We start from the raw sequence: 21,404 nt of genomic DNA, 5'->3' as shown, positions 1-21,404 counted from the left end.
ACCTTCCTCCGGTTACACCGTGCCGGGCAGCCTTATGGCTGCACCGGCCCTAGTGGCTCTGGCGATTTTCCGCAGCCTCCTTTCCTTACGAAGGGATCGTGCGGGCGCTTCGGCCTGCGATGTATGAACTGAGTGTGTGGGGAGAGACGCGCCTTGACGGCTGCTTCAGGGCGCTCCGGGAATTCGGGCGCAGAAGCGCATTCACGGCTTGATGCAAAGAGAAGAGCCGCCCTAATGGGCGGCTCTTGTGTGGAGAACTTGTTACTTCATGCGGCGATAGCGTAGTTCGCTACCAACAACTCAGCAGCCTTCTTTCTTGCATCCGCATTCGCAGACAACGAGTAAGGCACCTGCTCTTCACGGATGCGGAAGCCATACTGCTTCGCGCGGCGGCGTATCTCAGGGTGATCGTCAAAGCTCAACAGGAACTTACCCTTCAACTTCGCCAGCAGCGCAAACATCTCTTCGCGGCGCAACTCATCCAGTGGCTCGTACCGGCCATTGGCTCCGTACTCGACATACGGCGGATCGAGATAGAAGAACGTTCCTGCACTGTCATAGCGTTTGAGGATGAAGGCGAAGTCCTGTTGCTCAATGCGTACCGTCGCCAGTCGCGCGGCGGTCGCGGCGAGCAGCTCGCGTACCTGGTCGAGCGGCCTGCACTTCGGCGACGTCGCGTTGCCCATGGCAAAGTGTTCGCCCTTCGCGCCGAAGCTGTAGCGCGTCAGATAGTAAAAGCGCAGGGCGCGTTCCAGCTCACACTCAGGTTTCTCAGTGCGCAGGTCGCGGAAGCGGCCAGCGTGGATGCACTCCACTGCCAGCGCTTCCGCTAGCTCAGCGGTGCGGTGCTTACAGACCCGGAAGAAGTTGGTCACGTCACCACTGAGATCGTTCAGGACTTCGGCCTTCGATGGCTCTTTTGCAAAAAGCAGCTTGGCCGAGCCTGCAAACAACTCCGCATAAATGGTGTGCTTCGGAATAAGGGTTAGCAGCGTCTTCGTGAGAGCGCGTTTGCCGCCCGGCCAAGCGAAAGGTGCAAGGGACATGTAGGGAGCGTAGCTCCAACTAGAGGCGAAGTAAAGGCGAAAACTAGTTTCGGGGCCAATCACCAAGTTTAGTGAGCTTCTCGAAGCTGAACGGAGGAATCGTGCTGATCGTAATCTCGCCTGCTGTGTCATCGAGAGAGCGTACTGCTGGCTCTTCTCCCGTGCCGAACTGAGTCATAGCACTAACCTCGATAAAAAACTTCTCTTTGCCATTCGATCTCAGCAAAAGTCCCCTATCGCCACGAGAGAGAATTTCGCAGCCGCGTGCACATATTCGCCCTGCTTCAATTGAGGCAGTTAGGAGCTGAGACGCCGGCATTAATTTGTCTGATACAAATCGCAGCTCTGACACCACCAATGGTGGGTTCAACCTGGACTTAGACTCGTCAGGCTGATAACCAATGCGAAGCTCGTACTTCCTTCCTTGTACGCGTCGGTCATAAATTTCTGTGACATATCCAACCGTCACACGCGGAAACGCCTTCGTTCTTATTCCATCAGCGAAGTACCCATTAGGTGCGCCGGTCATCTTCAGCACATGACCGCGTGTCATGCCGATTTCTACGGCGCGGTTCTGAGCAGACCCGATCAACGGAAGAACTATCAACAACATTGCAATTCGTCTCATGCCCAACATCTCCTCACTTCCTCGATAGCGGCGGTTTTCCGATCCACATCACAACTTCGCCAACTATCGATACTTGGTCACCTTCTCGCACGATATAGACCGGATGACGCTGGGAAGTGTTTTGAGGAACCAGTAAGTACATCGGGTCTTGGTAGCGCAGCCATTTAATCGTTACACCACCATCCTCATCGCGTGCGGCGACCATGCGATTTTGCAGCTTCTTTGGATCGCGGCGGTTGATGTCTACGATGGCAATATAGCCCGTCTCAAGAACTGGAGACATGGAGTCACCTTCGATAGGTACGCCAAAAAGCTTGCCTCCTACAGGCAGAAGATGTGCCGGTAACGAGAGTCGAAAATCGATTTCTTTTTCATTGACCATTCTCGGCGTACCTGCTGCGGCGGCGTCACGAAGCACGGCAATATCTCTAGGCTCTCGCGGTGACGGTGGCTGAGGCTTGATTCCAGCCCACTCTTGCCACTGGCCTTTTTCTGAATCAGGAACCAAATCAGCCATGACCAGGAGCGCGGTGTGCGGGGGCTTGTCTTTCCCCTTCTCCCACTTCGACACATTCGTCTGTCCGGTTCCAAGTGTTTGAGCTAGTTCACTTTGATTGAGCTTGAGCCTCTTTCGGGCATGCAGGAGCGCCTCCCCAATCTTGAGGCGCAGTTCGGCGGCAGCGCGCGTGCGCATATTTTCATTGACGTCCATATGCGCGTGCGCATAATCTCCATATTTAGAGAGTGGATTCCACCCGTGGATTTTATCGCCCCAATGATCGTACTGCCCAATAAAAGACCGCACGGCCTCCTGGCCGCTGTTGCTCGGAGGCTCGGCCTCTCGCACGAGCATGTCCGTCAGGTATCCCTTGGCGCTCGCACTAGTAAGCGCGTAAGCAAAGCCCTCACCTCCGCAGAGAAGGCTTGGCAGCGCAAGCAAGAGCGCAGAGATCAGATGGAGCGTGCGGCGTGAATCGTTCACACACTCATCATGCTGGCCGCTCCAGCCGCGTGTCTCCGGCAAAAGGCGCACGACGTTTTGCCGCTGGATCACAACAAAAACTCTTCGGTCGCCATGCCGAGGTCATGCCTGGATGCATGAGCGATGGCGCGATGGTCCGCGCCGTGATTACCGAAGCTATCCGCAATTGCACGTTAAGCCGCGAAGAGATTGCGGAAGAGATGTCCCGGCTGTCGGGTACTACGGTAACGGCAAATCAGCTTTATAAGTATTCCGCTGATTCGCGCGGCGACTATCGCTTTCCCGCCGAGCTGGACCGCGCCTTCTGCTTCGTCACGGGCGATGATCGCCTGTTGACCTGCCGCGCAGAAGCCCACGGCCTCCACGTCATCGATGACGCCGGTTGGCAGCTCCTTGAGCTTGGCCGCGAATACCTTCGCCAGAAACGTGCCGGACAGAACATCGCCTCGCTTGAACGTGAGCTGCAGGAGGTGGAGATTGGCTAGTCTCCCATCCCTGCAACCCCACCTTCTACCAACGCCCGAACGCTGGATATCCCGGGAAGACTTCCTCCGGCTTTCCGAGTGGGACCGTCGCTGGCTTTCAGAACAAGTGCGTAGAGGCAATGTCCGCACACGCGAGACCGGCGAACGGAATGGCCGCTGGACGCAGTTGGAGTTTGCGGTTGCCTCGTTGCCACCCAAGGCACGCGAACGCTATGAGGTCGAGCAGCGCAAGCTGCAGGTCGAGGAACCGGCACAGCTCGCACTGGCGACATTCATGCAGCCACGCCCACTGCCTGTGGCTCCGCGCGTTGTCCTGAATGACACCGCCGCGCGCGAAGCTGCAGAGCGCCGCGAGGTTCTGGCTCCGCTGCTCGACTGGATCAACTATCCAGACAAGCGGCTTGGCCTGCGTCTGCTGAGTGGTGCTGCGGTACGCACACAGACCGACATGATCCAGTGGCTGGCCGAGCAGCGTGGCATGAGCGACAGCACCGTTAAGCGCATGCTCAAGCGCTACCGCGAAGGTGGAGAAGCCAACCTCGCGAAGAAGCCGCGCAAGGATGCCGGTCAGAGCCGCTTTTTCAGCGAACACCCGGACGCTGCCGCCCTGGTCGCGTTCACTGGCTACGCGGATGGCACACACGTCAGCGCTCGTGCAGCGGAACGCGCACTGCGCCAGCAGGGATGGCGTCTTGGACTTGGGCTGGCCGATCTGCCCAGCTATGACACCATCCGGCGCTTCCTTGATGCCGCTGACAAAGACCTGAAGGAACTCGCACGCAAGGGAGAGAAGAAGTATGGCGACATCGTCATGCCGTACCTCCAGCGCGCCTACACGGAATACGCGAATCAGGTTTGGATCGCAGACACAATGAAGGCCGACGTCTTCACGCAGAACGATGTCTTCGACTGGATTCCGAAAAATCAGAAGATTCGCCTGCAGCTCTCTGCCATCGTGGACTACCGCAGCCGCTACTTCGTGGGATGGTGCTGGGGCGTGGAAGAGTCCAGCGTTCCCATCGGCGCGGCGCTCCGCAACGCTGTCCTCGCGCACGGTCCTGCAGAGCAGTTCTATTGCGACAACGGCAAGGCGTATCGGAAGGTAGCACGCGGCGCACTGCGCGGCCACATGGTGCAGCCCGGTGCCGACCTCACCACCATCTTTGATGACATCTCCGAGATGGAGATGCGTCTCGGCATCCTTGCGCGCCTTGGCATGAGCGTCACGCACTGCATTCCGAATCATCCGCAATCGAAGCATGTCGAGCGTCAGTTCCGCACCGTGCATGAGCAGTACGACACGATGTGGACGAAGGCGTACACGGGCGGCGCTCCGCACCTTCGCCCGGAGATTTCCGGCCACACCATGGCGCACCATGACAAGGCGGTGAAGGATGGCGAGCCAGAGCGCTCCCATCTTCCACTCGCCAGCGACTACATCAAGGGCTTCTCTGCATGGGTGGACTGGCACCATCAGCAGCCGATGGATGCGGAAGGCATGGATCGCCGCTCGCCTGCAGAAGTCTTCAAAGCAGAACGCAACCCTCGCCAGCGTCCGAGGCCGCTTGCCGTGGAGCTTGCCGGCACGTTCGAAGAACGCGCCATCCGCTCGGTAATTCGTGGCGGCATCGACATGCATGGCGAACGCTACATCGCCGCGTATGACGATGCACATGCAACCTCGGTGATGTTGGCGCTCTCCGGCGGTAGCGATGACCGCAGCAAGGTCCAGGTGTTGTACGACTCACTGGACCGCAGCTCCGTCGCCATCGCGGACGAACGCGGTCGCGTCCTGTGTGTCCTGGTCAAACAGGAGAAGCTTAACTTCGCTCCGCACGACCAAGAGACGCAGGCAAAGATCGCGCAGGGCATGCAGCGCGCCCGTGGCTCGCTCCGCGCCAGCAAGGACAAGCTCGCCTCCATCCAGCGCACCGGACGCATCCTTGGCGCGAAGACACGCCTTGAGCTGCTCGCTGAAAACGTTCCCACCACGCCGGGGCCGGATATCGCTGGCCTCATCACTCAACCCAAACAGCCACGCAAGATCGCCCCGCAGGCGGCAGCGCCGATGTGTGCGCATGACGTGGCAGCCATGATCGCTGCGATGGAGGACTAAGTGCGCATCACTGAAGAGTTGAAACAAAGCCTTGAATCATCTCTGCCAAAGAGCATGACCACGCGTCAGAAGCTGGTTGCCTATAAGGAACACGGCAACCTGACGTGGGATCAGGTCGCCATGCTTTGCGGACGTGGCCGCGTCAGTGTCGAGCGGTTTTCCAAGGACAAGTATGAGCAGACAGCCGATTCCGATCTGCTCATCCGCCGCGACCTCGAAACCATGTTTGAGCGTTATCCGCTGGCGATCACACAGGCCACACGCGGAGAGCTATATCAGACAGAGAACGTAGCCACGTTACGCAAGTGGTTCTCGTTCTGCCACGCGAACAGCGCAATGGCTCTTATCTATGGGCCTCCGGGGTCGCAGAAGACGTTTGTTACCCGGCGCATGGTGGAAGACTTCAACGCTGCCCATCTGCAACTGGATGACAACGAACGCGCCTTCTACATCCGCTCATCCGCAAGGATGGGGCCGCGTGAGCTGCTACGCCGCATCTGCTTCACCACAGGCGCACCCGGCGGCATGACGACGGCAAGTTGCCTCAACGGCCTGCGTCTCGCGCTCCGTCCGCACCGGGTTCTACTCGCGGTAGACGAAGCACAGTTGCTCTCCCTGGACGCACTGGAGGCTCTCCGCGAGCTACACGATCCAGAGACTGGCCTCCGCGTCGGCGTGTTGCTGATGGGAAGCCATCGCCTCGCAACGATCCTCAACCAGCAGGCACCCATCCTCGAACAGCTCAACTCTCGCATTGAAGCCAATGTCGAGCTTTCCGGTGTCAGCGCCGCCAGCGCCATGAGCATCGTCCAGGCCGAGATGCCGAACCTGTCTCAGCGCCAGCGTCAGGCGCTCGTCGATCACTCCTCGGTGCCGGATATCTATCGCCACGGCACGCCCTACATCAATGTCCGTCGCCTCTTCAAGGCCATGAACTCCACACGCGCGGAGCTTGCGCAGAAAGGTTCCGTGCAATGAAACCAGTTCCTGCAAAAAAGACGCTCTGTGATCTCGCGATCAACTTCGTCTGGATGTGTCTCATCGCCCTCGTCATGGCTTCCGTGATTCAGGGCTTTGTCCAGGCTTTCGATTACGACTGCACCCATCCATACCAGACACCAACGCAGCACCACTACCCGGAGGAACGATGAACAGCACCATGCACACAATCAACGCAGAGACGATGGCCGCACCGGAGCCAGTCATTATCGATGTCGCCAAAGGCCCAACGCCGGAACAGACGGACATTATCCTGCGGTCCTATCAGTTCGCAGCGGAAGCAAAGACATCGGCAACGAAGGAAGAGAAGGACGCGAAGGACCGCGTCATCATCCTGGTCAAAGGTTGGGGGCAGTTTGCTGCTGGATCGGAGCACTCGCGCATTATCGAAGGCGCGTTGAATACGGCGATGGTCACGGACGTTACCACCACCAGCTTGGACGAAGAGAAGATCAACAACCTGCGTTTCTTGTTACTTGAACATGACCGTGCCGATCTGTTCTCACGCATCTTCAGCGAGCGCATCAAGCACGAGCTGGTCGCAGGTGCAGAGGAAGTATTTCGGACGGCTGATCTACCGAAGCATCTTCGCACGAAGCTGAAGGCTGCATTCGCCGAATGCATCAAGGTCAGCAGCTCCGCGCCGCGCGTGAAGGTGTCCTTGCGTGAAAAAGAGGCGAAGCAACGGAAGCCCCGCGCCAAGAAAGCGGTGGCGGCATGACCATTCCCGAGTTCCACGCCAAAGAGGCGGGTGCCATCGGCGGCGATGCAGGCGACCACATCTTCATGTCGAAGCTGCGCATGGACGATGGCAACCTCGCCGGAGCAGAAGAGTACCTAGATCAGGCCCGTGCCTATGCACGGCTCGCCGCCACCCACGCCTTCATCAGCCGTCCCGAACTCCGGGACAAGGAACTGCAGGCAGCAGCATGAGGAGCCTTCGCCACCACGCCGAAGACGCATTGAGCGAGGCCGCTGCAATGACGGAGTCGCTGACTCTCGTGAACGCAGCGGTATGCAACCGCCACTCCGATCCAGAGGACGTCCTGCGCTGCTGTAAGACCGCCATCGCGTCCATGCGAAGCGTTGAACTGCAGCTCGCGGTACTCCGCGAACACTACACCACCAAGGCCGCCGACCAGGCGCACCGGAGGACAGCATGATGTCACAACAGGAACGACTGCAAACGATCATCGAATCCGCAGATCGGGCAAAGAGTCTCGCAACTCTCTCGAAGATGCTGATGGATGCGAATCGTCACGACGAAGCCCACTCCCACCTGCAGGCACTCTCGCAGACCGGCAGCTACATCGAGCAGCTCGCCGACGTTGCCATCACGCAGCTTCCAGAGGAGGTGGCAGCTTGAACACCATCGCCTCAGCCCTGACCCAATCCATGCGCCTGCCCGATGGCACTGACAAACGCGACGGCAATCCCAACGCGGTCTACACCGTGCTTGAAGACGGCCCGATCACGCACCGCATGACCATCGGCATGATCGACGCCTGGTGGGAGAGCCTTGCGCCCTCGGAACGCGCGGAGGTCTGCGAGCGTTCGATTAACCGTTATGCCGAGGCGGAAGAAGCCGAGGTCATGCTTGCTGCGATCCGCAATCCACTGGAACGCATCGTCGCCGGTGCGGAGCTGCTGATCCAGCGCAACACCGCGCGTATGGATGCGCCACTCCGTCACCACCCACAGCGCAAGTGCATCGAGCGCGCCTACTTCAACGGAGCACAAACAGCGGAGGCATAGATGTCCAAACTTACGAACGCAATCGAAGAGGTCAAGACGCTGCTGGACAGAAAGAAAGAGGAGCTTGTCCGCCTCGACTATGAATCCCTGCTGATCGAGATCGAAGAGGCCTGTGACATCCGCTGGCGCGAACTAAACCCGGCAGGCGGCAAGTTCATAGATCGCATGATTGCCACCGGCCAATGCGAAGCAAACCCGTTGAAGCGATGATCGGCGGTCTCGCTTACGAAGACTTCGCTCGGATGTGGCTCTTGTACGAAAACGCCAACACCACGCAAGCCGAGATCGACAAGGAATGGCGGACATGGTGCCGCGAACACAGGAAAGGAAAGTAGATGTCACAGCCTCTCACCTACACCGTAACCCCAGAAGAGTTCGCCGAACGCTGCAGCGACGTCGCGCAGGAGATCGGCCATCCAGTCGTTGGCAACGAAGGCACCATCCAGCACTTCGGCGCTGCCGTGGGCTACGCCTACAACCCGGAGACGTCACAGCTCACCCTCACCATCCTCAAGCATCCGTTCGGCTTCAGTGACGGATACGTCGCTCGCAAGATCACCGCGTGGTTCCAACCGCACGTTTAACAGATCACCTCTTTAGGGAGAACGCAGCAATGAATGATCTGCTTTTCCAATCCGACCGCACCCGCGAACGAGTGAACCTCGTCTCGCGCACCGATTTCGAGCAGCCGCTATCGCCAGACCAGCGGCGGCTGCTCGAACTCCTGCAACGCCACTATGGCGCGGAACACACCGTCACCCTGCGCGAATTGGCCCAGCGCCTCGGCACGACACCGCGTGGCGTGAAGCAACTCGTTTCAGAGCTGCGAAACACGCCCTACTGTATTCCCGTCTGCGCATCGCGTAGCGCGGAGCATGGTGGCTACTTCCTCGCGCAGACACACGAAGAGCGCCGCCATGCCGCAGAAGTTCTCATCCGTCAGGCACAGGCCATGGTGCGTTCTGCCAGTACGCTGCTGGACCAGCAGGAACTCGTCGATTCATTGACGCGCATGTTGAGTGTCGTTCAGGAAGGAGTCTCGCGATGAGCGGCTTTCCCACCACGTTGCTTGAGATCAGGCGCGCTGGCTACAAGCTGATGGAACGCCGTCAGTGCAAGCTGTGCAAACAGCCTATCGAGCACTGGAAGACGACGTATCAGAAGGACATCTACTTCGATCCAATGAACGCCGACAACGAAGAGACGACGCCACACAACTCCTCATGCCCGGTGCTTGAGGGCCGCCGCAAAGAGAAGACGCGCATGTCGCAGCCGATTCATCAGTTTGCTGCCGCGCAGAATGCAGCCGTCGTCATCGTTCTGGATCGCAATCTTCACGCCGACTGGTCACTTGCGAACGATTGCTACGACGAGCCGTTGGACATCCACAACGCCATCACCACAGCAGCGGACAGCATCGTGAAGCACATCGAAAGCCGCTTTAACAAGGAGCCTCAGTGAAGCTATTGATCGTCCTTCCTCTGATTATGATCGCGATCCTCCTCATACTTGTCGCGTCCCTTCCAGGTGGCGTCCTCTTCGAATGTGGGCTAGGAGCTGGCGTGTTGATTTTCGCTGCTGGATACCTCACGGAAAGGGGATGGAAATGAAGCTACGTGCACTCGACCTCTTCTGCTGTGCTGGTGGCGCGACGCGTGGCCTGCAGGCCGCTGGCTTCCATGTCACGGGCGTCGATATCAAGGACCAGCCGAACTACTGCGGTGATGAGTTTCACGTTGCCAATGCAATGGAGTTTCCGCTCACCGGCTATGACTTCGTCTGGGCAAGCCCACCATGCCAGACGTACATGCGCATGAATCGCGGACTTCTCAAAGCGCAGGGACGTCAAAAGAATCATCCAGACCTTGTCGATGCAGTGCGTCGCAGGCTTCAGCAGACGAATGCTCTGTATGTCATTGAGAACGTCGTCGGAAGTCCGCTGCGGAACCCGGTGATGCTCTGCGGTTCTTCATTCGGATTACTGGTGGAGCGGCACCGTCTGTTTGAAGCCAATTTCCTCTTACTTGGACTTGCATGCCGTCACGAAACGCAGAAGGTCGAGTTTCCACCACTCGCACGTCTTCAAGGCAACAGGTCTCGCGTGGTCGGTTGCTACGGCAACGGTCGCGGCAAGGGTGACAACGTCGATCTGTGGCGCAAGGCCATGGGCATTTCGTGGATGTCCCGCAAGGAACTTGCACAGGCAATCCCCCCCGCCTATGCCGAGTACATCGGCCAGCAGGCCATCGCAGCAATGAGCCATCGAGGACAGATGCCGGAGGTTGCAGCATGAGCGACATAATCCTTGGACGTCCCGACTTCCGTGATCCGGCCTTCGGCTGGACAAACGCAAAGTCGTTTCCTCCGTACGTCCACGGAACTGGTGGAAACGCACACCTCATGCATCGCACGGCTGGCGTGAAGATGTATTGGTATCGGGCTACTTATGATTCGCTGATCCGGCTGGATTCGCCGGAACGCATGATCGCGGAGACGGTCTGCGGAATGAGTTTCTTTCTGCATTCAAAGCGTGGCCGCACCTGCACTCTTCCGCAGCGGGACGCAGTGCTGTGCGGTCGCTGCCATGGTTCTACTCCCACCTTCAGCCGTAAGTATCCGCAGCCTGTAACACCAGAGGAAGCACGCTTACGTCTCGGCTGTGCCATGGAAGGAAGTGCTGCATGAGCCGCCTCGAAGTCACACGCTGGCACATCGGCAAACCGGCACGCGTGAACATTGAGCCGCGCGACAAACGGCGCTTGGGCCTGCTATGGCTACGCATCGCGTCACAGCATGGCGGACGCCGCATGGGCGAGATCGGCGAGTTGATGGCCGAAGCATTAGGCATAGACGCACCCCTTGGCCACGCCGTGGCCTGGACGGTCTACCTGTCTCTGAACAGCCATCACCTCGCCGACAGCACCGCCCTCATCGCGCAGACGGAGCAGCTCAGGTACTTTGCCACGGAGCTGGGCCGCGCCCTCATCGCAGAAGCAGATCAGGAGGCCGCATGAAGATGCTGCATTTGGTGATGGCCACAAACGGATGCTATGAGGACCGGAGCGAATGGTTCGTTGCGGCCTTCGAAGATGAAGACGATGCAAAGGTCGCAGTCGCCGTCATCGTCGCATGGTATGAGTCGCATCCGCGCCTGAAGTGGGATGTGGATGACGAGAAAGATGACAACGCTCCAGACGGGCCGTGGGGCTTCTGGAAACCTAAGTCCTACATCCGCGCGATATGCCCGTATGACCCGGAAGCGGTAGAGCACAACGGCCTTGTAGATGAACCAACGTATTCCGTCCAGTCCATAGAAGTGTGGCAGCTTGGACGTTTTCTAAAGCGGAAGAGGCCGCACATCGTATGAAGAAGCTACTGGAAATCACCGTGCGCGGACACAGCAAAGAGTGGGGCTTTGAGTTCTTTGCAGATCACAAATATCTCGCGGAGTGGCGCGAGGACGGCCTTGAGGTCGATGAGATATGCAACACCATCCCGCAATGGCTGCCCACTGGCCTCACAGGCGCGTGGTGCATCGCGCAGGACATCCTGCACTTCAACTGGAGGCGCAAACAGCATGACACCGCGTGAATTTGCAAACCTCATGGAGCGCGAGCTTGTTGCCAATGAGCACAAGGGCGACTTCTATAGGTGGAATCCGACAATCGCCGAAGCGATGCGCGAGTTGGCCGACCACGTCGCAAAGCTCTGCTTTGTCCTTGGTGGCTGTGAAGGGACGAAGATCACAGAACACGCGGCAGACATAGGCAACATTGCGATGCGAATCGCCGACCTTTTCGGACTTCCAATAGTGATTCCGGCGCCTGATTCAAGCTGGGCGAATGGACGTTCCGTCGAAACGGAGATACTCGCACGCGCCATGATGTCCGCGATCCGCTTCGGCCACCAAAACGACACACGGTTCCAAACCGAGATGCGCCGCCTCTGCAATCTCATCGACACAGCCAACCAGACAGCAAAGGACGAAGCATGCCAGACCTCGCCGACCAGCACCGCCGCAAACCACTTGAACGATGCTGCCAGTGGTGCGGCGAGCGGGGCTACATTTACAAGCTCAATCAGAAATTCTGCACGGGGCGTCCAGACCGCCACAAATGCCAACGCGAAGACTACAACTCGCGCAAACGCCAAGGGCGGAAGTGCCACGAAACATGCGAGACGTGCGGCCAAGCGATAAAGCGGCCACGCGGTAGACCACGCACCGGAGGAGTAAGCCATGAAGGCAACAAAAGGACAAGTCGCAAGGGTTCAAGTCGTCTATAGCCAGATGGCCGCGCGAGAGATCGGCGTGGATAACACGCGCGACGGTCGCCTGCAGTGGGCATCGGAGCTGTGCCAGCGGAAGATCACGAGCTTCAGCGATCTATCGCGTGGTGAGGCCATACATCTCATCGACCAGGCGCAGGCCATCCTTGGCGTTGACTACAAGCCATATGCATGGCCCAACTCGCGCGAGCAGGCACGCCGCGCTGGCCTGGATGGCCGCAAGGATGTGGATCACGAGTTCGCCAATGCGCCGCAGATTGTCAGCGACGAGGACATGATCCCGGTCTACAGCTTCATGCAGCGTCTCGGTTGGGACGAGACTCGTCTTAAAGCGTGGCTTGCGTCGCCACGCTCTCCTTTCGCAAAGCGCGAGAGCAAAGACATCAAGACGAAAGCTGACGCCAACCAGGTGCGCTGGGCGTTGAAGCGCATGCTGCAGCGCCAAGGCAAGTGGGACAAGGAGGAAGCTGCATGAAGCGTAACCGCCGCCCATTCCACGGACTCACACCGGAAGATCGTCTCCGGCAGGGCATGCTGCCATTCGAAGAGTCGGATACTATCGACGTCCGCCGCGTCGCCACCATCCTGCATTGCGAAAAGCAGGTGGTACTGCGTTTGCTGCAGATCAAGGAAGGTCTGAAGGCGTTCCAGACCATGCCGCACGCGCCTTATCGCATCTACTACGAATCGCTTGTGGACTACATCAGCGATATCCGTACAAAGCACGGCATTCCAGATCGGCGGCCACCCATCGTGCTTGGCCGGTACCGCGATGAGGACCTGCTGCCGTTTCCGTGGCCTGACACCATCACAACGCTGGAAGCCGCAGACCTGATCGGCATCCACGAGAGCAAAGTTTGCCTGCGCATTGAAGCGGGATACTTCGAGGCGTATCGCTTGCTCGACCCGAAGATGGAAGGCAAGCGTGGATCGCCGTGGCGCATCTCACGCAAATCGCTGCAATGCCATATCTCATCGTTCAAGGTCTCTGCAGCAATGTCATGGTCGCGAATCACCCCCGAACGGGAAATGAGCCTCTCTTGCGTCTCTGAACTGTGACTATCGCAGCATGCGCGTATTCCGCCATGCTCTTCCGCTTTTGCTTCTCGCCGTAGCGTCTTCCGTAGGCGCGCAGATCACGAAGTTTGTTGCCTACAACGTGGTGGCTCCCGATGGCCAGACCAAGTTGAAATCCGGCACTGTGACGATCACTCCTGAAGACATTAACCAGCAGCCAGCAAACTACAAGCTCGGCGTGGCAGGCGGTGGAGTTGTGACACGACAGCCAGTTACTGGCGTCGTCGTGAATGGTCAGGTGTTCGCGCGTGTTGGAAGCACTCTCACGGATGGCATGAATGTGGCCGATGGGTGCCTCGCTACACCAACGATCATCAAGTATCACGTCGTTATCAAAGATGTGACTGCGACAGCTTCTCAGCCGTATGCCGTGGACGCTCACAAGGTGCCAATCTGCGGCACAAGCTGGTCGCTCGACGCGTGGAGCTTTGACGACACGGATACAGGATCGGGAGCGACCAGTGTGACGCACGCAGATACGGCCTCGCATGCTGACTCCGCAGACTACGCTACCGATACAACGGCGCGGAATTTAGCTTCCACTGCCCAAACTGCCGCAGATGGCAAGGTCGCCAGGACTGGCGATTCCATGACCGGCGCGCTCAACCTCTACGGCAATCCCACCGCAAACCTGCAGGCCGCGCCGAAGCAATATGTCGATCAGGCTGCTGCCAATGCGACAGATTCAACCGCACGATCCGCAGCGTCCACGGCACAGACTGCAGCGGACGGTAAGGTCGCCAGGACTGGCGATTCCATGACCGGCGCGCTTAATCTTTACGGCAATCCCACCGCAAACCTGCAAGCCGCGCCGAAGCAGTATGTCGATCAGGCTGTCGCCAACGCTGGCGGTAATCCTGGTGGTAGCACCTGCAATATGCAATTCAAAGGTGCTGACGGCAAGTTCGGCGGTGACACGGGAACCTGTACCGATGGCGCAGGCAATGTCACACTTTCGAGCCTGACGGGAAAGTTTGTAAGCAGCCTCGGCATGGCGAAGCAGTGGCGCTCAACGTCAACCTCTACGGATGGTTGCCAGCGTGCCTTCGCGGGAGGAGCGCTCAATTGTGTTATCGAACCCGGCTATACCAATGACGCTGGAATCGTAGCAACCTCCGCGAACCCCGTCGTACATACGATTGACAACAGCTATGCTGGTACGGCTGAAGTCATTCAGAATGCGCAGCTATATGGGATTTCCACTCAACCACAGTGGGCCAAGCGTTATCTGTACTATTCGAACGATAAGATGACGCAGGTTAATGCTGGTGCTTACAATCAGCGCCCCCTAGGACAGCAGGAGTTTTTCTACTTTTCCAATCGCGGACGGGATGAAAATAGCGGGTCGGGGATAAGTCAATGGCAGGTAGGTGTCGGCAAGAACACTTACATGCAGAGTAATGGTGCAGGTATTCGCCAGCACGAAACGACAAACACCAACTGCTACGGTATCGGCGATTGCATGTGGCATTACGGATATATGGTCTACTCGGGTGGCAACCCTGATGGATCGGCAGAAGGTTATCGCGCTTGGGCACATCATGTTACCGAACAGAGCTTTGCTGTGTTAGGCACCACCTCCTCCGTCATTAACCAGACCAGCGTAAGGGCGAATCTAACACAGGGCGGCGGCACCCAAGGGGTGGGCCGAATGCTCGTGGACAAGAAGACGGCGCTATACACCGGCAACATCACGGCAGCGGTATATGACGCTACCTATGGCCTGACAAAGGTGACGGTAGACACCACTCTGACCCCTAGTCCTTGGATTGGACAGGGTGCCACTTCTGTTAACCCGCCCGTAAGTCTCGACTCTCCTGCAACAGTAGCGATCACTCTGACGACCGCGTTTAGCAGTGACTCCTCGGGCCTCGCGAATGGCGACCACATGTGTGTGGCATCTACGAACTCTTCGGGTGGTGAAGAAGTAATCATTTCCGGCCTATCAGTCGCGGGAACTTCTGTTACTTTCAGCGCTCCTTTTCGCCGGGGCCATCTTGGCAACACTACAGCGGCCAAGGGTGCTTGCACAGCGCTCGACGCCAGTCAATTGCGGTTAGGGAATAGCACGGGGCCGATGAATGCTCAGATGGTAGTGGGTATTTCAGACTCCCATACCCTGCTTACCGGCAACTGGTTCTTAGGGGCAGCTCAAGGCCTGTATGCATCTTTTCTCAACGGCCCCAATCACGCGTGCGCTGCCAATATCTCACAGTCCGGAACGACTGTAACCGCTCTCACCTCCATCGCATCTTGTGCCGTTTATCTCGCCAACAACCCTGCGGTGGTGGTGTCAGGTACGACCGACTTCAACGGTGTACCTCCGAATGCGCCTGTTTATAACGGAAACATTGGTTCCAATGCTGTAACGTGGACTGCTGCGGGTTCGGCCACTATTGGATCGGAAGCCGGAACGATCACGACGACGAACACATCCTCCGCCTATAACATCTGGCCGATGGCTCTCATCTACAATGTGTGCGATCCCGGAGTAACTACCGCTCCCTCTATCGGCTCTACTTCCAGTCAAAATCCTTGCGTCAATGGATACATGGATTTGGAAACTAACAATGTGGCATGGGCCGCTTCAGACCCGCTGGAAATCCCCCATTTCAATGCACAGCGAGCCAACGGCGGTCTCTTCAACCTTCAGCAGTACACACAGGGGTCTGGTCAGATTATGTCCGGTCTTACGATAAACATGGCCGGTGAAGGCTGGGGCTTCGCACCCGCACTCGATATCACGACGGGAGACGCGAACTATCTTGGAACTGGCGGACGTATGTCGACCCCGCCAATCGGTATTCAGTTTCGTGGCCCGAATGTGAACACCATCCGTACCAACGCTCCAACCATTCCAGCAGTTGGATCGACTGCCGCCGTAATGCTCGTTAACTGCATGACGGTTGGGACTTATGCGTCTAACTATAACTGCGCCAAAACTCCCGAATACAATTTTGCGTATATGGCTGGCGTGTCAGGAAATGGAGCCATCACCTTCGATCCTCAAACGAATACTGTCGGACTTGGGGGAGGTGCTATCAAAATAAGAAGGGGGCCTCTTAACCTTTGGGCTGTAAATACAGGAACCGGCATAGTTCAACAGCCACTTGTCGGCAACCTCTTCTTCGACATCAGCACCAACCACATCAAGGCTGCGAACAACTCGGCTACATTCGCCGACCTCGCCTTCTTAAACGAAGTCTGCCTGCCCAGCGCCACATGCACTGGATATCAAGCATCGTTGGGGTACACCCCGGTGAACAGAGCCGGTGACACCATGACCGGGGCGCTCGTCCTTCCCGCTGACCCGACTGCAGCATTGCAGGCCGCAACGAAGCAGTATGTGGATAGTCATACAGCTTCTTCCATCCCTGCAGGTACTGGCCTCGTGAGGCAGTCCGGCACGACCACCAGCGTCTCGGCCCTATCGACGTCTGATGTGAACGCAGTTGGCACTATCTCCAACTCCACATCGGGTAATGCCGCAACGGCGACAGCACTCGCCGCGATACCTTCGCAGTGCGGGACGAACCAGTACAGCAAAGGCATCACGGCAAATGGCAATGCAAGCTGCTCAAACTTCTCTTCGGGACCTGCCGCGACCTCCACCGGAGACGTGTCCTCCAGCCGCGCCTTTGGAACGGTTTACCAAAACACAAACTCGTATCCGATCTTTGTTTCTGGCTGGGCTCAAACCACTGGATCAGCATGGATCGCTTTCTTCTGTAACGCTGGCCCCACATCCACTCCGGCGTACCCCATTTGGGCGAATCAGGTGGGTGCTACAACCGAGGCACAACCGGCTGGATTTAGCTGCATGATCCAGCCGGGGTGGTACTACACGATCAGCGCAAACACCTCGACTCCTGGCACGGCTGCGCTTTCAAACCTCCACTGGTACGAGACCTCAATGCAATGATGCAGACGGCCCAGCACATCTTCGATCAGCGCAGCGGTGACGTCACGAAGGCGTATTACACCGCCCTTGCCACTTGCGGCGTTGAGGGCCAACTGGCAGTCGCATTGTTCCGTGCTCAGAAGCGCTCCGAAGCCGCAAAGTCCTACCGTCGCGGAAGCTCTCGACGCGCCTCTTATGAGGTCAAAAACTGGTCGCTATCAGAGGTTTGCCGCGTCCTCTCCGCACCAGGAGCACCGGCCTTTCGCTGGGGCTGGAAACACGATCCAAAGACGGCTGGATATGAGTGGGTTCTCTACGTCGATCTGCCTTCTGGACAGGTCTCTTTCCACTCCGCAGACCGCCTCACACCGGCCCCGGATTACCCCGGTAAATACGACGGCCACAAGCTCTCCCGCCAGCGGATTCTGGCCTATTGCGATGCCATCATGTTCGACCGCCAATGCCCCATAATTGAAGGCCCACAACAGCCCCCGGAGGCCCCTATCAAGTCACTCCGGCGACGCCTCCAATGGGCCGAGTTCGGAGCCATCGCGACCCTGTTTTCCGACGCCGAAACAACCTAAGCCTTCCAAAAACCGTATTTCCGCCCAGGCGGCCAAAACGCTCTTTGAAAACCTGACTTCCCATGGATAATCCCCGCTATTTACGCGGGCGGGATGCTCATCAGCGGCTTTCAGATGGTGGCATGGGAACAGTTCCCATCGTTTTGCTTGCGACGATTTCGTATTTTTGGGGGATTCCGAGGTATCCAATGATGGGAAGTTCCCATGCTAAGGTCAACTATCGTGCGGAAACCCTTTCGAGCCTACCAGTCATCAAACCGATGCAAAACCCGCACCAATCGCGCCTTATCCCGCGAAATCCCGCTGCCGCCCGCCATATCCCGCAGGTTCACTCTTCTTGCTTACACACATGCTGTGAAGTGCGCTGGGATTCTTCGCTGCGCTCAGAATGACGAACTTCGTTCGTTTGAGCTTCGCTGGTTCGTGCTTCGCACGAATACCCAGGTTAGCTTTGCGAACCTGGGGCACCCACTCCTTATTCGTTGATGGTTATGTAACCTAGGGCACCTACTCCTTATTCGTTGGTGGTTATGTAACCTAGGCCTGGGCTAATATCGCGTCGCGCCTTTGGCGCTTGTATCCGTTCTTAGTGTTGTCCCTTGCGGTAGTCGGCTACGTTGGCGTTGTGCTCGCTGATGCTGGCGGCGAAGCGTGTGTGGCCTGTGTTGTCGGCTACGAAGTAGAGGGCTTCTGTGTCGGCGGGATGCAGGGCGGCTTTGAGGGCTGCGGCTCCGGGTGAGCAGATGGGGGCGGGTGGCAGGCCTGTGTTTTTGTAAGTGTTGTATGGGGAGTCGCGGTCGAGGTCGCTGCGATGAATGACCCCTGTCCAATGGCCTGCGAGCATTGCTGCGTAGATGACGGTCGGGTCTGTTTGCAGCGGCATGTTGCGGTTCAGGCGATTGATGAAGACGCCAGCGGCCTGGGTGCGTTCATCGTCGAAGTGAACTTCTTTTTCTACAAGTGATGCAAGCGTTACGGTCTGTGCCAGTGAGGTGCAGAGACCGGCGCAGGCCTGTGGCTGTTGAAGATCCAGCAACGCTGTTTCTTTACGGAAGCGGCGAACCATGGTGTCGAGCATGGTGCGCATGGTGGTGTGGTGGCTGAAGCGATAGGTGTCGGGGTAGAGAAAGCCTTCGAGCGTCTGTGCGTTGGGTGAGAGATCGGCGATGAGGTCCGTGTTTTTTTGCGCGGCATCCAGGAAGGCGGCGCGGGTGCCGAGACCAGTGGCTTCGATCGCGGTGGCGATGTCGTAAAGGTTGAAGCCTTCGGGGATGGTGACGGCGCGCGTGTAGACGTCGCCGCGTGCGATGCGCTGATAGACCGTGAGTGCGGAGGCAGGATCGGCGAAACGGTACTCGCCTGCTTTGAGATTGCCGCCCTTCCACACACGAAGAATCAGGAAGGCATAACGCGTACGGATGACATGCGCGTTCTGCAGCTTTTGTGCCATGGCCTGCGTGCCGGTGCCGATGGGAAGGTCGACAAAGGTTTCCTGCGGCGGCGTAACCGGGGCATAGACAAGATAAGCGGCACCGCCTAGGGCGATGAGGACGAGCAGGAGAAGGAAGCCAAGGAACTTCACGTGTTTAGGGTCGCAGTTTGGAGATGGCGGGGCAAGTGGGAAGGATTGACTTTCACTACGCTTCATTTTTTCGCGTCTCATTGTTCAACTGGCTTGATCTGTTCCTTGCGTTTCAAACGGTTGCGGGTTGTAGGCCTTTCGGGTGGATTCCAGATTGGGAAATCCACTGATTTTGAGAAGAAAAAGCTTGCCAAGTTCCGAGGTCAGGGCGAATATAAGGCGAAGAAAAGGTGGTTAGGATAGTGGGTATACCTCCGCAATCTCTTTCGTTGCAGGCTTAGGACTTTCGATTTTTCTCCTTTTGAATTCGCGTTGACTTGGTTTTTTACGAGAACTAAGGTCTCAAAACCAACATGACGCCATGAGATGCCGTACATGATGTGCGGAGAACCTGCGGGTTTCGCGTGGGCATAGCCCCCTTATGCCTTCTCCCAGGGAGAAGCGAGACCTCGTATGACATCAACCCGTTGCCATGTGGTTCGTTGGCCAGAGAGCCAGCCACAGGAGCAGCACAACAGACCGGAGATCGACCTCGGGGAAAGAACGAAGCGGGTACCGGATGAAGGTGAGAAAGAAGCATGAATTACTTGCGCAGGGACTTGAAGGTGTGTGAGGGGTGCGGAGGACTTTGGGTCCGCACTGGAGTGGCTGCGGGTATTTACTGTCGGCACTGCAGCCCTCGGATGGCCGAACTTCCAGCGCGGCGAAAGCTGCGTCCGGGACGTCCATGCCGGGCCTCGCGAATGGTAGTAACCAACGAACAAGGGGGTGCAGCATGAAGCTTCTGCAGATGCCATGCAAGAGGCAGTCGATGAGTGTGGTCGACGCGGACGAACAGGGTGTTCTAACGCATGTTTGGGCGACCGATGGGGCTCTTGCACACGCGGTGGCTCCGGTTCCAGCGGCGCAGCAGGCAGATGAGGAACGTGCAACTCCTGTGTTCCGCAAACTGCTGGTACCTGGGACGGCGTTTTACCGGTCGTACACGGAGGCGATGCTTCGACGGTACGGTGTGCTGTCGATGGAGAGCGGACGTGTGCCTTCGTTGCTGGGCCGCGAGATGTTTCGCGGCAAGGTGACGAGCTATCGGGTGCATGCGTTTGACGATGTGGTGATCTTTGTCCACGACGTGGATCGCTGTATCGCGGAGTTGGATCCGGAACAGCAACGGCTGATTGTTCGCATCGGCGTGCAGGAATACACATTTGAAGAAGCGGGGTCGATGTTCCATTTGAGTCTTCGTTCTGTTCAGCGGCGTTACTTCCAGGCGCTGGATGAACTGACGTCGATCTTCCTGCGGAAAAAGCTGTTGGAAAGAATTGCCTCTGATCCGTGTCAAGAGGGGGAAGCCACGGTAAAGCTGGTAAGTAACTCTCCTGACGAGAGTTGCGGGCCAAAATTTGTTGGCATGTAATTTCCGCTGCAATTGTTATTCTGAATAGGCGAGAAAGAAAGCGGGGGCTGAAGCCACTGCGAGACACTCGCCAAAAATCTGGCGTACATGGACACGGAGAATGCGAAAGCGTTCTCCGTGTTTTGTTTTGTGGTGACTCCCCGATGTTGGTGGAGAGCGTGATGAAGGTGAAGAAAGCGATCAGTAAGAGTGTTCGACCGGTGTGCGGCCGTGCACGCAGAACAGCGGAGACACCTGATGCCGTGATGTTGGCGAAGGAAAGCATCGCAGTGCGTCGAGCCCCAAGACCGAGTGGTTGTCAAAAGTTTGTCCGACGTGAGATTGCGGATGCGCTTCCGCAGATTTGCGCGATGTTGCTGACACGGACGATTCGCGATGGCGACCTGGCGGCGCTGAAGCTGCTGATGCAGATGGCGCTGGAGACAGGCGGGATGGAAGCGTCCGGAAGCAAACGGACGACAGGGTTTGCACGAAAGATGTTGGCGGGTTTCCGAGAGTGGGAGGCGCGCGAGACGGAATTGAAGCGGGATTGTTGAGGAGACGAGGAG

At 57.7% G+C, this 21,404-nt stretch carries 29 protein-coding genes; 25 read left to right on the top strand and 4 right to left on the bottom strand.

Annotated elements, in window-relative coordinates:
• Window positions 1-266 precede the first annotated feature (266 nt).
• From AB6729_RS10365 to AB6729_RS10355, 3 genes are read right to left on the bottom strand one after another with little or no spacing between them, the layout of a single operon-like run.
• On the bottom strand, window positions 267-1,046 hold the full coding sequence (locus AB6729_RS10365) for a DNA adenine methylase (RefSeq protein ID WP_371081538.1): 780 nt from the start codon (window positions 1,044-1,046) through the stop codon (window positions 267-269).
• Between the two features lie 43 nt (window positions 1,047-1,089).
• The gene (locus tag AB6729_RS10360; protein WP_371081537.1) at window positions 1,090-1,674 is read right to left on the bottom strand and encodes a hypothetical protein; all 585 of its coding nucleotides are present in this window, start codon (window positions 1,672-1,674) and stop codon (window positions 1,090-1,092) included.
• A 13-nt stretch (window positions 1,675-1,687) separates the two neighbouring features.
• On the bottom strand, window positions 1,688-2,656 hold the full coding sequence (locus AB6729_RS10355; RefSeq protein ID WP_371081536.1) for a S24 family peptidase: 969 nt from the start codon (window positions 2,654-2,656) through the stop codon (window positions 1,688-1,690).
• On the opposite strand from AB6729_RS10355, the gene AB6729_RS10350 reads away from it, so the two are divergent.
• From AB6729_RS10350 to AB6729_RS10240, 23 genes are all read left to right on the top strand, one after another.
• Window positions 2,644-3,141, top strand: coding sequence for a hypothetical protein (locus tag AB6729_RS10350; RefSeq protein ID WP_371081535.1), 498 nt, complete (start codon window positions 2,644-2,646; stop codon window positions 3,139-3,141). The genes AB6729_RS10355 and AB6729_RS10350 overlap by 13 nt on opposite strands.
• A 106-nt stretch (window positions 3,142-3,247) precedes the next feature.
• Window positions 3,248-5,257 (top strand): hypothetical protein, encoded by a 2,010-nt coding sequence (locus AB6729_RS10345; protein WP_371081534.1) that lies wholly within the window; start codon window positions 3,248-3,250, stop codon window positions 5,255-5,257.
• The gene (locus AB6729_RS10340) at window positions 5,258-6,235 is read left to right on the top strand and encodes an AAA family ATPase (RefSeq protein ID WP_371081533.1); all 978 of its coding nucleotides are present in this window, start codon (window positions 5,258-5,260) and stop codon (window positions 6,233-6,235) included.
• Window positions 6,232-6,408 (top strand): hypothetical protein, encoded by a 177-nt coding sequence (locus AB6729_RS10335; RefSeq protein WP_371081532.1) that lies wholly within the window; start codon window positions 6,232-6,234, stop codon window positions 6,406-6,408. Before AB6729_RS10340 ends, AB6729_RS10335 begins: the two co-directional genes overlap by 4 nt.
• Window positions 6,405-6,977: a hypothetical protein gene (locus AB6729_RS10330; RefSeq protein ID WP_371081531.1), complete on the top strand. Its 573-nt coding sequence runs from the start codon at window positions 6,405-6,407 to the stop codon at window positions 6,975-6,977. The genes AB6729_RS10335 and AB6729_RS10330 overlap by 4 nt, the downstream gene beginning before the upstream one ends.
• The gene (locus tag AB6729_RS10325; RefSeq protein ID WP_371081530.1) at window positions 6,974-7,189 is read left to right on the top strand and encodes a hypothetical protein; all 216 of its coding nucleotides are present in this window, start codon (window positions 6,974-6,976) and stop codon (window positions 7,187-7,189) included. The genes AB6729_RS10330 and AB6729_RS10325 overlap by 4 nt, the downstream gene beginning before the upstream one ends.
• On the top strand, window positions 7,186-7,419 hold the full coding sequence (locus AB6729_RS10320; RefSeq protein ID WP_371081529.1) for a hypothetical protein: 234 nt from the start codon (window positions 7,186-7,188) through the stop codon (window positions 7,417-7,419). The genes AB6729_RS10325 and AB6729_RS10320 overlap by 4 nt, the downstream gene beginning before the upstream one ends.
• Window positions 7,416-7,622 carry a hypothetical protein gene (locus AB6729_RS10315; RefSeq protein ID WP_371081528.1) on the top strand — a complete coding sequence of 69 codons (207 nt, stop codon included), beginning with the start codon at window positions 7,416-7,418 and terminating at the stop codon, window positions 7,620-7,622. The genes AB6729_RS10320 and AB6729_RS10315 overlap by 4 nt, the downstream gene beginning before the upstream one ends.
• Window positions 7,619-8,011 (top strand): hypothetical protein, encoded by a 393-nt coding sequence (locus AB6729_RS10310; RefSeq protein ID WP_371081527.1) that lies wholly within the window; start codon window positions 7,619-7,621, stop codon window positions 8,009-8,011. The genes AB6729_RS10315 and AB6729_RS10310 overlap by 4 nt, the downstream gene beginning before the upstream one ends.
• On the top strand, window positions 8,012-8,221 hold the full coding sequence (locus tag AB6729_RS10305) for a hypothetical protein (RefSeq protein ID WP_371081526.1): 210 nt from the start codon (window positions 8,012-8,014) through the stop codon (window positions 8,219-8,221).
• 125 nt (window positions 8,222-8,346) lie between these two features.
• The gene (locus AB6729_RS10300; protein ID WP_371081525.1) at window positions 8,347-8,595 is read left to right on the top strand and encodes a hypothetical protein; all 249 of its coding nucleotides are present in this window, start codon (window positions 8,347-8,349) and stop codon (window positions 8,593-8,595) included.
• Window positions 8,596-8,624: 29 nt separating this feature from the next.
• Entirely contained in the window at window positions 8,625-9,059 is a 435-nt protein-coding gene (locus AB6729_RS10295) for a hypothetical protein (protein WP_371081524.1), read from the top strand.
• Window positions 9,056-9,472, top strand: a complete 417-nt coding sequence (locus AB6729_RS10290; protein WP_371081523.1) for a hypothetical protein — start codon at window positions 9,056-9,058, stop codon at window positions 9,470-9,472. The genes AB6729_RS10295 and AB6729_RS10290 overlap by 4 nt, the downstream gene beginning before the upstream one ends.
• Before the next feature lie 145 nt (window positions 9,473-9,617).
• Window positions 9,618-10,304 carry a DNA cytosine methyltransferase gene (locus AB6729_RS10285; protein ID WP_371081522.1) on the top strand — a complete coding sequence of 229 codons (687 nt, stop codon included), beginning with the start codon at window positions 9,618-9,620 and terminating at the stop codon, window positions 10,302-10,304.
• Window positions 10,301-10,696: a hypothetical protein gene (locus AB6729_RS10280; RefSeq protein ID WP_371081521.1), complete on the top strand. Its 396-nt coding sequence runs from the start codon at window positions 10,301-10,303 to the stop codon at window positions 10,694-10,696. The genes AB6729_RS10285 and AB6729_RS10280 overlap by 4 nt, the downstream gene beginning before the upstream one ends.
• On the top strand, window positions 10,693-11,025 hold the full coding sequence (locus AB6729_RS10275) for a hypothetical protein (RefSeq protein WP_371081520.1): 333 nt from the start codon (window positions 10,693-10,695) through the stop codon (window positions 11,023-11,025). Before AB6729_RS10280 ends, AB6729_RS10275 begins: the two co-directional genes overlap by 4 nt.
• Window positions 11,022-11,378, top strand: a complete 357-nt coding sequence (locus AB6729_RS10270; RefSeq protein WP_371082636.1) for a hypothetical protein — start codon at window positions 11,022-11,024, stop codon at window positions 11,376-11,378. The genes AB6729_RS10275 and AB6729_RS10270 overlap by 4 nt, the downstream gene beginning before the upstream one ends.
• Window positions 11,375-11,602, top strand: a complete 228-nt coding sequence (locus AB6729_RS10265) for a hypothetical protein (protein ID WP_371081519.1) — start codon at window positions 11,375-11,377, stop codon at window positions 11,600-11,602. The genes AB6729_RS10270 and AB6729_RS10265 overlap by 4 nt, the downstream gene beginning before the upstream one ends.
• A complete protein-coding gene (locus AB6729_RS10260; RefSeq protein ID WP_371081518.1) occupies window positions 11,589-12,209 on the top strand; it encodes a hypothetical protein in 621 nt (206 codons plus the stop codon). Before AB6729_RS10265 ends, AB6729_RS10260 begins: the two co-directional genes overlap by 14 nt.
• A 39-nt stretch (window positions 12,210-12,248) precedes the next feature.
• Window positions 12,249-12,773, top strand: a complete 525-nt coding sequence (locus AB6729_RS10255; RefSeq protein WP_371081517.1) for a hypothetical protein — start codon at window positions 12,249-12,251, stop codon at window positions 12,771-12,773.
• The gene (locus AB6729_RS10250; RefSeq protein ID WP_371081516.1) at window positions 12,770-13,357 is read left to right on the top strand and encodes a hypothetical protein; all 588 of its coding nucleotides are present in this window, start codon (window positions 12,770-12,772) and stop codon (window positions 13,355-13,357) included. The genes AB6729_RS10255 and AB6729_RS10250 overlap by 4 nt, the downstream gene beginning before the upstream one ends.
• Before the next feature lie 10 nt (window positions 13,358-13,367).
• Window positions 13,368-17,297, top strand: a complete 3,930-nt coding sequence (locus AB6729_RS10245) for a hypothetical protein (RefSeq protein WP_371081515.1) — start codon at window positions 13,368-13,370, stop codon at window positions 17,295-17,297.
• Window positions 17,294-17,860 (top strand): hypothetical protein, encoded by a 567-nt coding sequence (locus AB6729_RS10240; RefSeq protein ID WP_371081514.1) that lies wholly within the window; start codon window positions 17,294-17,296, stop codon window positions 17,858-17,860. Before AB6729_RS10245 ends, AB6729_RS10240 begins: the two co-directional genes overlap by 4 nt.
• A gap of 586 nt (window positions 17,861-18,446) precedes the next feature.
• Here the strand turns inward: AB6729_RS10240 and mltG are convergent.
• Window positions 18,447-19,442 carry an endolytic transglycosylase MltG gene (gene mltG, locus AB6729_RS10235; RefSeq protein WP_371081513.1) on the bottom strand — a complete coding sequence of 332 codons (996 nt, stop codon included), beginning with the start codon at window positions 19,440-19,442 and terminating at the stop codon, window positions 18,447-18,449.
• Window positions 19,443-20,217: 775 nt separating this feature from the next.
• On the opposite strand from mltG, the gene AB6729_RS10230 reads away from it, so the two are divergent.
• Both AB6729_RS10230 and AB6729_RS10225 read left to right on the top strand, forming a co-directional pair.
• Window positions 20,218-20,856 (top strand): sigma factor-like helix-turn-helix DNA-binding protein, encoded by a 639-nt coding sequence (locus AB6729_RS10230; protein WP_371081512.1) that lies wholly within the window; start codon window positions 20,218-20,220, stop codon window positions 20,854-20,856.
• Between the two features lie 350 nt (window positions 20,857-21,206).
• Complete coding sequence (locus AB6729_RS10225) at window positions 21,207-21,392, top strand: hypothetical protein (RefSeq protein ID WP_371081511.1); 186 nt, start codon at window positions 21,207-21,209, stop codon at window positions 21,390-21,392.
• Window positions 21,393-21,404 lie beyond the last annotated feature (12 nt).

This window comes from Terriglobus sp. RCC_193 (assembly GCF_041355105.1).
GTDB lineage: Bacteria > Acidobacteriota > Terriglobia > Terriglobales > Acidobacteriaceae > Terriglobus.
This window is presented reverse-complemented; position numbering and strand designations above follow the sequence as displayed.

Excerpts from the sequence above, each read along its gene's own strand:
- AB6729_RS10365 (WP_371081538.1), bottom strand. The coding sequence starts at position 1,046 with ATGTCCCTTGCACCTTTCGCTTGGCCGGGCGGCAAACGCGCTCTCACG.
- AB6729_RS10360 (WP_371081537.1), bottom strand. The coding sequence starts at position 1,674 with ATGAGACGAATTGCAATGTTGTTGATAGTTCTTCCGTTGATCGGGTCT.
- AB6729_RS10335 (WP_371081532.1), top strand. The coding sequence starts at position 6,232 with ATGAAACCAGTTCCTGCAAAAAAGACGCTCTGTGATCTCGCGATCAAC.
- AB6729_RS10330 (WP_371081531.1), top strand. The coding sequence starts at position 6,405 with ATGAACAGCACCATGCACACAATCAACGCAGAGACGATGGCCGCACCG.
- AB6729_RS10325 (WP_371081530.1), top strand. The coding sequence starts at position 6,974 with ATGACCATTCCCGAGTTCCACGCCAAAGAGGCGGGTGCCATCGGCGGC.
- AB6729_RS10320 (WP_371081529.1), top strand. The coding sequence starts at position 7,186 with ATGAGGAGCCTTCGCCACCACGCCGAAGACGCATTGAGCGAGGCCGCT.
- AB6729_RS10315 (WP_371081528.1), top strand. The coding sequence starts at position 7,416 with ATGATGTCACAACAGGAACGACTGCAAACGATCATCGAATCCGCAGAT.
- AB6729_RS10305 (WP_371081526.1), top strand. The coding sequence starts at position 8,012 with ATGTCCAAACTTACGAACGCAATCGAAGAGGTCAAGACGCTGCTGGAC.
- AB6729_RS10300 (WP_371081525.1), top strand. The coding sequence starts at position 8,347 with ATGTCACAGCCTCTCACCTACACCGTAACCCCAGAAGAGTTCGCCGAA.
- AB6729_RS10295 (WP_371081524.1), top strand. The coding sequence starts at position 8,625 with ATGAATGATCTGCTTTTCCAATCCGACCGCACCCGCGAACGAGTGAAC.
- AB6729_RS10290 (WP_371081523.1), top strand. The coding sequence starts at position 9,056 with ATGAGCGGCTTTCCCACCACGTTGCTTGAGATCAGGCGCGCTGGCTAC.
- AB6729_RS10285 (WP_371081522.1), top strand. The coding sequence starts at position 9,618 with ATGAAGCTACGTGCACTCGACCTCTTCTGCTGTGCTGGTGGCGCGACG.
- AB6729_RS10280 (WP_371081521.1), top strand. The coding sequence starts at position 10,301 with ATGAGCGACATAATCCTTGGACGTCCCGACTTCCGTGATCCGGCCTTC.
- AB6729_RS10275 (WP_371081520.1), top strand. The coding sequence starts at position 10,693 with ATGAGCCGCCTCGAAGTCACACGCTGGCACATCGGCAAACCGGCACGC.
- AB6729_RS10270 (WP_371082636.1), top strand. The coding sequence starts at position 11,022 with ATGAAGATGCTGCATTTGGTGATGGCCACAAACGGATGCTATGAGGAC.
- AB6729_RS10265 (WP_371081519.1), top strand. The coding sequence starts at position 11,375 with ATGAAGAAGCTACTGGAAATCACCGTGCGCGGACACAGCAAAGAGTGG.
- AB6729_RS10260 (WP_371081518.1), top strand. The coding sequence starts at position 11,589 with ATGACACCGCGTGAATTTGCAAACCTCATGGAGCGCGAGCTTGTTGCC.
- AB6729_RS10255 (WP_371081517.1), top strand. The coding sequence starts at position 12,249 with ATGAAGGCAACAAAAGGACAAGTCGCAAGGGTTCAAGTCGTCTATAGC.
- AB6729_RS10250 (WP_371081516.1), top strand. The coding sequence starts at position 12,770 with ATGAAGCGTAACCGCCGCCCATTCCACGGACTCACACCGGAAGATCGT.
- AB6729_RS10245 (WP_371081515.1), top strand. The coding sequence starts at position 13,368 with ATGCGCGTATTCCGCCATGCTCTTCCGCTTTTGCTTCTCGCCGTAGCG.
- AB6729_RS10240 (WP_371081514.1), top strand. The coding sequence starts at position 17,294 with ATGATGCAGACGGCCCAGCACATCTTCGATCAGCGCAGCGGTGACGTC.
- AB6729_RS10230 (WP_371081512.1), top strand. The coding sequence starts at position 20,218 with ATGAAGCTTCTGCAGATGCCATGCAAGAGGCAGTCGATGAGTGTGGTC.
- AB6729_RS10225 (WP_371081511.1), top strand. The coding sequence starts at position 21,207 with ATGTTGCTGACACGGACGATTCGCGATGGCGACCTGGCGGCGCTGAAG.